A 12,179-nucleotide genomic window follows, 5' to 3' on the forward strand; every position below is an offset into this window, starting at 1 on the left:
TTTCCCTTTTTAATGCATAAAAAATTAGGCTCTGCCATCCTGCCTGTTGATTTCAGCTGCGGGCGCTCTCATTTCGCGGGCAAGTTAGGGAGCCTTCTTCGCGCATGCTCCCGCGGGTTCATAAAAAATGGCTGTGCTAAATTTCAATGTTGATAACTGCTAGTTTTTTAGCTCATTTTACAGTAAAGGAAGGAACCTTTCAGCTGTGCCGAAAGGCGTGTGAAATGGCCGTTTCCCGCGAATGAGCTAAAAAACAATAGTATCCTTTAACTAAGTCAAAAAATAAAAAAGCGGCTCTGCACTAGAATGCAGCCGCTTCATCAAATTTGTATATAGGTCTTTATTAACCGTATGTCCATATCAGCTTTGAATGCTAAATGGCACGAGCCCTAACTGTTCCAGCTCCATCATCGCAAAGTTGGCAAAGAAAAGTTCACCTTGTCTCATATATTCGGTGTAGGACTGCCAAATAATATCCTTTTCCTGCTTAATCAGTCCCATTAAAAGCATTCTGAAAGGAAATTGGATTTCAGGAAATTCCTCATCATTCTTCTTAATATAGTCAGTATATAACTGGTCGGCGGTTAAATAATCCTTCTGTTTGGCAAAGTAATAAATTTGTTCAATTTTAGACAGCATACTGACATCAACCAATTCCATTTGATTGTGTATGCACTTGGCTAAAGCGATGTATGTACGTGTTTTTTGCTGAAGCTCTTTCAAACCCAGACTTTCATAATACACGGCTGCTTTATCCATGTTAAACAAGCAGGATTCAAAGGATTCAAAAAGATAAGAGACTCCCCTAGTGTAATAGCTTGAAGCCAAGAGCCTCATACTATCTTTGCTTTTTATCATTTTATCTGCTACTGCGCGGCATTTTTCTAGCTCATTGGTTTTAAGATAGAGCCTCATTTTTATTTCTTCCTTGCGCTGTTCGTAACGAAGAATCAGGTACTTTTCACATGTCAGTTGACTGATTAGACTATCCAAAAGTGTGATATACGATTGTAAAAGTGTGTAAGAGCGCAAATCGTATAAGATATAGGACTCCAAAATTATGATTAAATAGGTGCTCTCTGTGGTATTATCAGATTTTAGGATGGAGAGCCTCTCCCTGAAGTCTATTAAACTGATTTGCGATGTCTTACGCTTATAAAGAAGCTCATAAATTTTAGACACAGCCTCCAGGCTTCGATTCTTAGAGTCCTTGCATTTTTCAATAAGCTCAGCCAAAAATGGCAGGTCATTTATTTCATCTGCAAATTCCAGCAGCATTCTCATATTTTGAGGCTTTGTTGCTCTTTTTGCAAAATCAGTCATAATTTCTTTAATATCCGCCGGCTTCTTGAAGTATCTTTTAGCAATGTTCAATAAGGTATCAAACTTAACTTCGTGGCATCCTTCTTTTTCATCTAGAAAATCGATGAAATTTGTCATATAGCTATTCGATAATTCCAATTCTTTTGCAATGACCCTTAAAGGCGTTCCCTTAAAGATCTTTTCATCTATCAATTTTCTTCTTAAATCGAATAATGTAAGCATCCCGTTCTACCCTTACTAGTAATTTATTCCTATATTCTACAACATTATTAAACATATTGAAAATAGTTTATTTTGATTTTTCCTATCCTTCACATTATTATTCCCTTTTTTTCCGGACAAAGCAACACTTGTTTATTTATCCTCTGGCAGGGAAATAAAATAGAAAAACAACATATGGAGGAACCTATGAGTATAGAAAATGTACGGCAATTTCTCTTTAAAGATGATGGTATTATTCCTAACAACCCTTACCTTCCTGTATTAGTTTATCCAGGTGCATTCACTGGCAGGGAGGAAGAAATTGAAGAAACGTTTAATCGCAACAACTGGAAAAACAGCTGGGTCAATGGGGTTTTTGATTTTCATCACTACCACAGCAATGTTCATGAAGTCCTTGGTGTTCGTGAAGGGCAGGCTACACTTCAAATTGGCGGTGAAAAAGGAGAGCAGATTGAGATTCAATCTGGTGATATTCTAATTCTGCCTGCCGGAACCGGCCATAAACGGTTAACATCCACCACCGATTTCAAGATAGTTGGCGCATATCCAAATGGGATGGAGTATAACACGATGACAGAAAAGGATGAGGATCGGCTGCTTTCATTAAAAGATATTCCGTGTGTGCCTCTTCCTGAAACTGATCCCGTTTACGGGCTTGAAGGCCCTCTTCTCTTGAAATGGAGGTATAATGAAAAGGATTGAAATCCATGTAAAAGAGGCTGTCCCAAATGGTGCAATGATATTAAGTGACCTTGGCGACAGCAACTTTTTCGTGCTTGTTGATTTGCACTGCAAGCACTTCTTTTCACTTCAATCAACCTTTGAGCTAAATCCAAATTGGGAATGCACATAGGCATGGGCGGCAGTGGAACCCATATCGTTTCAAGCTTTTGCGTGATCCCCCCAACAACTTGCTTAACTTGCAGAATTCTTTTGCCTTCCACTCTAATTAACGTTGAATCAAACGAGAATTGAGTATTACTAGATATGCTCAGCGCTATTCGTCCTGCCTGTTCTTTTCTGCTCAAATAAATTTCAACAGAGAGAAACCATGCTATTTCGCACCAATTGTTCTTTCCCCCCTTTTCCTTTTTCTGTCCAAAAATAAAAAAGAGGTGATTCAAAAGGCAGCTTAATAACCACCTTTTGAGTCACCCTCTTTTATCTTAAAGGCTTGGGTAAATTTTTATGTTGATAACTGCTCGCTTTTCAGCTCATTTTTCAGCTTGCTGAAAGGCGTGTAAAACAGCCGTTTCACACGATAGAGCTAGAAAACAACTGAGTCCTCTAACAAAGCCAATTTTTTAAAAAAACAAAAATCCTAAATACAAATTTTGGCTTTCAGATCTCCTGCACCCGTTATTTGCAGCTAAAAGAAACAGTGCCTAATTTATCGAATTGTACCTGAATGGTATCACTCGGTTCAAATGAAATAGCTTCTGAAAGTGCTCCGCTTAAAATAATATCCCCTTTTTTTATCCCTTTTCCCATCTCCCCCAGTTTATTCACTGCCCATGCTACGGCTGTTGCGGGATGTCCCAATACTGCTGCACCGGAACCGGTTTGAAGCACTTCTCCGTTCTTTGACATTACCATTCCAATTTCCTCTAAATTCAACTCTTTTGGATTTGTCCATTTGCTGCCAATAAAAAAGCGGGACGATGAGCAATTATCAGCAATTACATCCGTTAATGTAAAGTTAAAATTCAGATAACGACTGTCAATAATTTCAATTGCAGGCGCGACAAATTGGGTGACACTCAGCACATCTTCAGCTGTTACATCCTTTCCGTGTAGATTTTCTTTTATCAGAAACGCAATTTCCGGTTCTGCCTTTGGATGAATGAATTCTTCATATCTCAGCTGCTCCCATTCCAATGCGAGCATGTCATCTGTTAAATAACCATATATAGCTTCGTGAACCCCCATCATTTCCTGCTTAGCTTTGCTTGTCAGCCCAAGCTTAAGGCCAATACGCCGGGACCCATCCTTTTCCCTTTTTTGAATAAGTTTTTCTTGAATAGAATAAGCATCAATAAAATTGATCTTTGGATATTTTTCTGTAACCTTTACAACCTCACGACGATCTTTTTCAGCTGCATACAAATATTCCACAATTTCCTTGTCCATTCCTTTTGTTAACACCAGCTTCTACACCCCCAATTTACCTTTTGCCAACTCTGCTGCTACATCCAGTATCATATCTTCTTGTCCGCCGACAACTTTCCTTCTTCCCAGTTCGGTTAATATATCTCTCGCGTCTAAGTCAAATCTCTTAGCTGCCTTTTGGGCATGCAGCAGAAAACTGGAATACACTCCGGCATACCCAAGAACCAGGCTGCCCTTATTAATTTCTATAGGCTGCGGTATGATTGGACCAATGGTATCCTCCGCAAGATCCATCATCTTGTAAAGGTCAATTCCAACATCGCACCCCAATCTATCTAAGACGGACACTAATACTTCTGTTTGTGTATTGCCCGCTCCTGCTCCAAGGCATCTGACACTTCCATCAATTCTTGTTGCTCCTTCTTCAATGGCAATAAGGGTATTCGCAACAGCAAGTGATAAATTATTGTGCGCATGAAACCCGACCTCTATCTTTAAAGATTCATGTAAAGCTGCAATTCTTTCCCTTACTTGATGTGGTAAAAGCGCTCCAGCTGAGTCCGTAACATACACAGCTTGTGCACCATAGCTTTCCATCAATTTTGCCTGTTCCACAAGTTTCTCAACAGGTGCCATGTGGGCCATCATAAGAAAGCCCACCGTTTCCATTCCCAATTCCCGCGCAAAATGAATATGCTGGGCTGACACATCTGCTTCTGTAACGTGAGTCGCAACCCTCACTAGTCCTGCACCTAATGAATGGGCTTCTTTTAATTCATGAACCGTACCAATCCCCGGAATCAGCAGTACTGCAATTGATGCCCGCTTAGCCTCCATAGCAGCTGCTTCAATGAGCTTCATTTCATTAATAAGAGATTTTCCATATTGAAGAGTAGATCCTCCTAAACCATCTCCATGACAAACTTCAACATAATGCATACCGGCATCATCCAGCTCGCGTACCACACGGCGAACCTGAGCATCCGTAATTTGATGGCGCAGGGCATGGCTGCCATCGCGCAAACATACCTCTGTCATTCGAATGGGCTTATTACTCTTTCGCTCCATCCGCACTCACCCCCTCTTTTTTAATCATACATTCTGCGTGTTGTTCTGATTGTTAAGATGACTTGCAAAATTTTCTGCTGCACGAGTGGCTGCAGATGTCATAATATCTAAATTTCCTGCATAAACCGGAAAGTAGTCCCCCATGCCCTCTACTTCAATAAAGACAGTAACGTGACTTTCTTCAAATAAAGGCTGCTGTTTTAATCGATAACCCGGCACATATTCCCTAACCACTTCAACCATCTCTTCTATTGATTCCGTAATCTTTTCCCTATCCATTTGTTTTACTTCACAATAAACGGTATCCCGCATTAAAATTGGAGGTTCTGCGGGATTTAAGAGGATGATGGCTTTCCCTTGGTCAGCACCTCCCACTTCCTCAATCCCTCTTTTTGTTGTAATGGTAAATTCATCAATATTAGCACGCGTGCCGGGACCTGCGCTTTTACTTGAAATGGTGGCAACTATTTCCGCGTATCGAACATCTGCTATACGATTGATGGCATGAACAATTGGTATCGTAGCCTGCCCTCCGCAAGTAATGAGGTTTACATTAAGTCCTTGTAATGGGGTTTGTAAATGAACTGCCGGGCACACAAATGGTCCAATAGCTGCTGGTGTCAAATCAATGACAACCTTCCCCATTTTTTCAAGTATCTTAGCATGGTTAATATGAGCCTTTGCGGAGGTGGCATCAAAAACGATATCAGCTAAATCTGGATTTTCTTCTAAAGCTGTTATCCCGTTTGAGAAAGTACGGTATCCTCTATCTTTCGCTCTTTTTAACCCGTCTGATTCTGGATCGATACCCAGCATGGAGGTAAGTTCAATGACATCACTTCTCTCCAGCTTATACATAAGATCCGTCCCAATATTGCCAGATCCAATAATGGCTGCTTTTATTTTTTTCATTTATAACACCCCTTACTTAAAAGTAACCGTAACAGATCCTAATACTCCAAAAAGAGCAGAGATGGAATCACCGCTTTGTACCTCAATCGCTTTTGACAGAGCACCGGGAAGAATGAGCTCGCCAGCTTTCAGAGGGATATCAAATTCTGATAATTTATTGGCAAGCCATGCAATGGCATGAGCCGGATGGCCTAAAGCTGCTGCCCCTGCCCCAGTTGCTTGAAGTCTTCTGTTTTTGTAAAGCGTCATTCCTACTGTACGCAGATCAACTTCTTCTACTTTAATTCGTGATCCCCCGATAACTACTTTGGCAGAGGAACCATTGTCTGCAACTGTATCAGCAAGCTGAATATCCCAATTCTCAATTCGGCTATCGATGATTTCCAGGGCTGGCGTGACATATTCTGTCGCCATTAATACATCTAAAAATGTAATATTAGGTCCCTTTATATCTTCACCCAGAATAAAGCCAATTTCTGCTTCAATTTTTGGACTGATCATTTCCCCTGTTTCTACTATTTCGCCATCGGGTACAGTCATATCGTCCAGCAAATGGCCATAGTCCGGTTCCGTTACTCCTAACATCGATTGCATTGCCTTGCTTGTTAGGCCAACCTTTTTTCCGATAATCTTTCTTCCAGTATTCAGTTTTTTTTGAATAACCTCCAGCTGTATACGATAAGCATCATCTGTGCTTAATGCAGGATAGCTTTTAGTAAGAGGCAGTATTGATTTTCTACTTCTCTCTGCTTCTATTAAAGCTTCTGCCAGGTTTTCTACAAATAATTTCATATTCTCACTCTCTCTTATGAACGTGTATTTCATTTCTATCCGTAATGTAATGTTTTAAGATACAGAATGTTTATGTTTTATAGCTTTAACGTAATAGTTTTCGCTTCCGTATAAAACTCGAAGCTGTGGCGGCCTCCTTCACGTCCAATGCCGCTTGCTTTTGCACCTCCAAAAGGAGTTCTGAGATCCCGGTAATACCAGCAATTAATCCACAGCAACCCGGAATGTACACGTGACGCCACTCGATGTGCACGGCGAAGATCATTTGTCCAAACTACACCCGCGAGGCCGTAGATGGAATCGTTCGCAATCCGGACGGCTTCATCCTCAGTTTTAAAAGGAATCACCACTAATACAGGCCCAAAGATTTCTTCCTGTGCCACCTTCATCTTATTATCTACATCATAAAGGACGGTCGGCTCATAAAAATTACCTTCGCCATGGGAGACGATTTTCTTGCCCCCAATTGCCAGCTTAGCTCCTTCAGAAAGACCATGCTGAACATATTGATCAACGGTTTCCAAATGGCTCTTAGACACTAATGCCCCCATATCCGTCTCTTCACTTAGGGGATTTCCAACTTTGATTTTTCTAACAGCCTTCACAAATCTTTCAATAAAAAGATCATAAATGCTTTCTTGAACGAGCAAACGGGAGCCAGCCAAACAGATCTCGCCTTGGTTTCTAAAGATAGCATCAATGGAACCGGCTACAGCTTCATCTATATCGGCATCTTCAAATACAATATTGGCTGATTTCCCTCCTAATTCAAGCGAAACAGGTATTAATTGAGAAGCAGCATTTTGCATGACAGTCCTTCCCGTTGTACTATCCCCGACAAAAGATATCCGGCGTACAGACGGATGCCTGGTCATCTCCGTACCAACCGTTCCCCCTGGCCCTGTTAAAATATTTAAAACACCAGGAGGCAGGCCTGCATCATTCGCAATTTCTCCAAGCATGACTGCACTCAGCGGTGTATAGGAAGCAGGCTTCACTACTACCGTGTTTCCTGCTGCCAAAGCAGCGGAGGCCTTCCAGGTCATTTGCATGAATGGCAGGTTCCAAGGAATAATTAAACTGGTCACCCCTGCAGGTGCATATTTTGAATAGGACATATATTTTGCCTGGTCATAATGCTCGTGATGGATGTAGTTAGCCATTTCCGCGAAAAAGCGCAAGTTCGCGGCTGCCCTTGGGATATCAAACCCTCTGCTCTCTTTAATGGGCTTGCCTACATCAAGTGTTTCGATAAGCGCAAGTTCCTCTACTCGTTCTAAAACAAGGTCAGCCATTTTACATAGAATGTTTGACCTTTCTGCGACAGGCATTTCACTCCAAATCCCACTTTCAAAGGTTTTTTGAGCGACTTCAATCGCATGCCTTGCGTCTTCTTCATTTGCCTTCGCTACCGATGCCAGCTTTTGGTTGGTAGAAGGATCAATGGTATCAAACGTTTCTCCAGAAAAGGAATCCGTATACTCCCCATTGATAAACAGCTTTGCATCTTTTATAACCCTTTGTTTCGTTCCATTCACGGAATACCGCCTCCTTAAGCTTCTACTTCCAGCACCATTTCTACTTCCACTGCATTACCATGTGGAAGCTGAGCCATTCCTACTGCGGATCTGCCATGTTTTCCTCTTTCGCCAAAGATTTCGACTAGCAAATCCGAGGCACCATTCATGACCTTCGGCTGGTCAATAAAATCCTGTGTGCTATTGACAAATCCCAGTATTTTCACAATCTGCTTTACCTTGTTCAAATCACCTATCTCGTGTTTAACCACGCTCAATAGATTTAACATGCATTGTCTGGCTGCTTCATAACCTGTTTCAATGGAAACATCTTTGCCCAGCTGGCCCCGGTACTCATCTGTGCCCTGCCCGGAGGTAAATAGAAGATTTCCTGTTCTGACACAGCTTATATAATTGCCCGATGACGGACGAAGAACTGGCAATGCCAGTCCCAGTTCCTCCAATTTTTGTTCTGGTGTCTGCATAGATATGTTCACCCCTTCACCCCAGCTTTAATTGGAATATTCAAAAACCGAAGGGCATTTCTCCAAAGCATGGCTTCCACTTGATCCTGATTAAGCCCATGCGTATCATCAATCACTTTTCCCGGAGGAACCTCTCTTAATAAGAAGGGATAATCAGAGCCCATCAGGATGCGATCATGCCCGAAAAGATCAACTAAATATTTCAAATTAATAGGATCATTCACCAGCGAATCAAAATAAAAATTTCTAGCATAATAGCTTGGCGGATTGTTAAGCAGTCTCAGGTGAGGCCAAACCTTCCAGCCCTGATCCAGACGCGGAAGAAGATACGGAAGTGATCCGCCGCCATGGGCAAAGCAGATTTTTAGACCAGGGAACTTTTCAAGCACTCCTCCTAAAATCAGGCTTGCTCCTGCCAATGCTGTTTCACTGGGCATTCCTACTGTATACATTAAATTATGGCGCGGCGTTCTTTCTTTCCCCAACGTTTCCCATGGATGAATAAAAAGTGGAACCTCCCACTTCTCAGCCATTTCAAAAAAAGAAATAAGGGAGGAATCATCCAGATTGTTACCGTTTACATTTGTACCAATCTCAATCCCTTTTAATCCTAATTCATGAATACAGCGATCCATTTCACGCGTTGCTACCTCGACATCCTGAAGCGGAACCGTACCTAAACCTACAAATTTATCAGGATATTGACTTACCGTTTCCGCAATAAAATCATTTTGGATGCTGGCAAGCGTTAAAGCTTCTTCCGCAGGAGCCCAATAAGAGAATGTAACGGGAATAGGAGACAATACTTGTATGTCTATTGATTCACGTGCCATATCAGATATCCGTTTTCCCGGACTCCAGACTTGGTCGGTGACTTCTCTGAATACCTTACCTCCTACCATGATATTGGCTCCGCAAGCACAAGTTCTTTCAAGCATCGGCCACCTATCACCCGAAAGATGCCTCGTCAAATCCGTAAAATTTTCCGGAATGATATGCGTATGAAAATCTACTCTCATTTCCATTCACTCGCTTCATTCGGCATTTCGTGTCCACACTGTTTGCAGGTCCTTAATTCCAGGCTGCCATTGAAAGCAGCAATAGCTTCTTTCACCTGAACTTCAATATTCGTTAATTGTATTGTCACTCGATGCATTTCATGATCGCATTGATCACAAAACCAAACGAAGTCTTCTAATTCCCCTTCAGCTCGATTTCTCTCAATGACAAGGCCAATTGTATCCGCAACCCGGTGAGGTGAATGAGGTACATTTGCAGGCAGTAAAAACATTTCTCCTTCTTTCACCTCAACAACTTCTCGTTTTCCTTCAGCATTCATGACTTCAACATAGCAGCTTCCTTGAATTTGATAAAAAATTTCTTCAGAAGGGTCCACATGGAAGTCGCGCCTTTTATTTGGTCCTCCAAGCAGCATGACCATTAACTCAGCATCTTTCCAAATTACCTTGTTGTTTACAGGCGGTTTTAGCTGGTCCTTGTTTTCCTCAATAAATTTCATTAAATTAATCGGTAAAAATGCTCTGTTAATTTCTGTCTTCATCTTCCAATTTCCTCCTTTATCAATAATTGTTCTTTGATACTAATGGCTTGATCACTTTTTAAAGCTTTTTGCATCTCTACGATTTCTTCTGCCAAACGAGAGATCCTTTCAAGTAAATCCGGATCCACAATTTCGTTATTTTCGTTAAAGTGCTCATGATTGGCGTAGACATAGCTTGGTGCTACAAATGCCCGAAAAAATCCGGCAATTGGTTTCAATTGGTTTTCTATTACGAGATAATGCTGATATGTCCCTCCATTTGCAACAAACCCCATGACTTTATTACGAAAATCCCGAGGATGGATTAAGTCAAAAACATTTTTCAAAACACCTGGGATGGAGCCTTGAAAGATTGGAGTGCCGATCAAATAAAAGTCTGCATTGGATACCTTCTCTATGATGCTTCTTGTATCCTCCGAGTAAGCAGATGGGGGCCGGCCATCACAAAATTGGATCGTATAGTCCATCAAATCCAAGTACTCTGTTTCTACTTCTGGATAAGAAAGCTTGACTGTTTCTAATACCTTTTTGACAAGAATTCCAGTTTTGGCACCGATAATTGTGCCAGAAATGCCTAACAGCTTCATAGGTTACACTCCCTTTCTGGTAGAGCTATCTTACTGGCACTTGTTTATCCCAAACACTTGTCTTCAGTGCGTCTTCTACCAAGTTAAGCGAGCGTTGGCGTTTATAGTTGTTATAGAATATTCCTTTTTTCCGGACTGGGTCTCCGGTGTAATAACGTTCATATTGAAGCAATCGCTGACCGAAAGCTTCTCCGCATAGATCCCATGCCAGTTTAAATAAAGCAACACGTTCATAGGAGGATACCCCTTCACGGCCCACATAATATTGGTCCATAGCCTCTTTTAATTCATCCGTTTCAAAATCAGCTCCAGTTGGTGACATTAGGAGGCCGCCGGCACCAATTGTTTGAATGATTTCAATCGCTCTGGGATACATGGTTGGGAGCAGTCCCCTGATTGTTTCAAGTGCTGTATAATCAGGCATTGCTTCTCCATTTTCGGTAATTGTATATTCAATTTCAGAGACTCGCAGTAAGGCGCGGATGGATTCAAGAGATTGAGCTAGTTCTGCAAGGTCATTTTGAACATTTAAATAAATGTCTACCCCTATGGAATCTGCCAGCTTCATTGCAACCTCTGTAGCAAATTGCAGCTTGACCAAGCCTCTTACACCTGACTGATGTGCTGGCTGCTGTCCAGCTCCTGTCTTTGGATACAATAAATTGGCAGCTTCAACATTGTTATAAAGGAAGACTCTGTCCCACGGTACAACTACGTCATCAAAAACAAGTAAGGCATCCATTTCTTCAAACCTGGAAGCGAGAGGATGATCAAAGAATGAACGGGTCCCGTCCTGCATTGGTTCCCTGCAAATAATTCGCAATCCTTTTGTATCAATCGGAATTGCAAAAGCAAGTGCATATCGCTCATCTCCAGGTTTAAAGCCAGGGAAAGAATAAATAATGACCTCATCTGTGATGGGAGCAAGCGTAGCCAGCATTTTTGCCCCTCTTACCACGAGCCCTTCAGGAATTTCCTTGACAGCACCGAGATGAGTATAAACGTCTTTTTGCTCGTGGGATGATTTGCTTCGGTCGTTTTGCGGATTAATAATAGCATGTGTAAGAAATAAATCATTGTCACGAACATATCGATAGTAATTTTGAATATTCCGTGCCCAATCTATATTGTATTTTTCAAAGAAACTGGAATTATAGTACATTGAAGTAAGAACTACATTTAAAAAGTCCGGTGTCCGTCCCATTAAACCAAATGTAGCTTTTGCAAAAACTTCGAAAACAGCTTTACGCTTCATTAAATCCTCGTAGCTTTTTGGAACCAAAAATGAGTTATTTACTCTTTCTCCTGTCTCATCACAAATATGTGTAATTTGATCCTGGTAACCAGGATCATGCTGCATATTATAGAGCCTGGCAATTTCCAAAATAGGCTGCCTAAAAACCGGCTCCTCCATTAAGTTTGTGATTTTCCTTCCAGATAGCCATATCTCAGGTTCCCTTGATTTAAGCGCTTTCAAATATTGATTCCCTGTTCTTATTCCCATAGCTGCCTCCTTGTTATATGATAATTTAGTAGTTAGCTAAATTTTAATCCTAAGCTTGAAGTCAAACTGTAACCTATTTAACATTTTCTATTAAAAATT

Annotated in this window: 13 protein-coding genes; 2 read left to right on the forward strand and 11 right to left on the reverse strand. The window is 41.3% G+C overall.

Features of this window, described 5'->3' with window-relative positions; genetic code table 11:
* Positions 1-360: 360 nt before the first annotated feature.
* On the reverse strand, positions 361-1,545 hold the full coding sequence (locus tag A5N88_RS12235) for an AimR family lysis-lysogeny pheromone receptor (RefSeq protein WP_066266383.1): 1,185 nt from the start codon (positions 1,543-1,545) through the stop codon (positions 361-363).
* A gap of 186 nt (positions 1,546-1,731) precedes the next feature.
* On the opposite strand from A5N88_RS12235, the gene A5N88_RS12240 reads away from it, so the two are divergent.
* Positions 1,732-2,247: a cupin domain-containing protein gene (locus tag A5N88_RS12240; protein WP_066266385.1), complete on the forward strand. Its 516-nt coding sequence runs from the start codon at positions 1,732-1,734 to the stop codon at positions 2,245-2,247.
* Complete coding sequence (locus A5N88_RS24935; protein WP_157090671.1) at positions 2,234-2,398, forward strand: hypothetical protein; 165 nt, start codon at positions 2,234-2,236, stop codon at positions 2,396-2,398. The genes A5N88_RS12240 and A5N88_RS24935 overlap by 14 nt, the downstream gene beginning before the upstream one ends.
* A 506-nt stretch (positions 2,399-2,904) precedes the next feature.
* On the opposite strand, the gene A5N88_RS12245 is transcribed toward A5N88_RS24935, so the two are convergent.
* The 10 genes from A5N88_RS12245 to A5N88_RS12290 form a co-directional block, all read right to left on the reverse strand.
* Positions 2,905-3,693: a 2-keto-4-pentenoate hydratase gene (locus A5N88_RS12245; RefSeq protein ID WP_066266388.1), complete on the reverse strand. Its 789-nt coding sequence runs from the start codon at positions 3,691-3,693 to the stop codon at positions 2,905-2,907.
* Positions 3,694-3,696: 3 nt separating this feature from the next.
* Positions 3,697-4,722 (reverse strand): 4-hydroxy-2-oxovalerate aldolase, encoded by a 1,026-nt coding sequence (gene dmpG, locus A5N88_RS12250; protein WP_066266391.1) that lies wholly within the window; start codon positions 4,720-4,722, stop codon positions 3,697-3,699.
* Between the two features lie 24 nt (positions 4,723-4,746).
* A complete protein-coding gene (locus A5N88_RS12255) occupies positions 4,747-5,634 on the reverse strand; it encodes an acetaldehyde dehydrogenase (acetylating) (RefSeq protein ID WP_066266394.1) in 888 nt (295 codons plus the stop codon).
* 12 nt (positions 5,635-5,646) lie between these two features.
* Entirely contained in the window at positions 5,647-6,426 is a 780-nt protein-coding gene (locus A5N88_RS12260) for a 2-keto-4-pentenoate hydratase (protein ID WP_066266398.1), read from the reverse strand.
* A gap of 77 nt (positions 6,427-6,503) precedes the next feature.
* Positions 6,504-7,964 carry an aldehyde dehydrogenase gene (locus A5N88_RS12265; RefSeq protein ID WP_066266400.1) on the reverse strand — a complete coding sequence of 487 codons (1,461 nt, stop codon included), beginning with the start codon at positions 7,962-7,964 and terminating at the stop codon, positions 6,504-6,506.
* A gap of 14 nt (positions 7,965-7,978) precedes the next feature.
* Entirely contained in the window at positions 7,979-8,428 is a 450-nt protein-coding gene (locus A5N88_RS12270) for a RidA family protein (RefSeq protein ID WP_066266403.1), read from the reverse strand.
* Positions 8,429-8,436: 8 nt separating this feature from the next.
* Positions 8,437-9,447: an amidohydrolase family protein gene (locus A5N88_RS12275; RefSeq protein ID WP_066270484.1), complete on the reverse strand. Its 1,011-nt coding sequence runs from the start codon at positions 9,445-9,447 to the stop codon at positions 8,437-8,439.
* The gene (locus tag A5N88_RS12280) at positions 9,444-9,977 is read right to left on the reverse strand and encodes a 3-hydroxyanthranilate 3,4-dioxygenase (RefSeq protein ID WP_412733840.1); all 534 of its coding nucleotides are present in this window, start codon (positions 9,975-9,977) and stop codon (positions 9,444-9,446) included. Before A5N88_RS12280 ends, A5N88_RS12275 begins: the two co-directional genes overlap by 4 nt.
* 8 nt (positions 9,978-9,985) lie before the next feature.
* A complete protein-coding gene (locus tag A5N88_RS12285) occupies positions 9,986-10,576 on the reverse strand; it encodes an NADPH-dependent FMN reductase (protein WP_066266408.1) in 591 nt (196 codons plus the stop codon).
* 25 nt (positions 10,577-10,601) lie between these two features.
* On the reverse strand, positions 10,602-12,080 hold the full coding sequence (locus tag A5N88_RS12290; protein ID WP_066266410.1) for a 4-hydroxyphenylacetate 3-hydroxylase family protein: 1,479 nt from the start codon (positions 12,078-12,080) through the stop codon (positions 10,602-10,604).
* Positions 12,081-12,179: the final 99 nt, after the last annotated feature.

Origin of the sequence: Heyndrickxia acidicola, from assembly GCF_001636425.1 — a bacterium.
Taxonomy (GTDB): domain Bacteria; phylum Bacillota; class Bacilli; order Bacillales; family Bacillaceae_C; genus Bacillus_AE; species Bacillus_AE acidicola.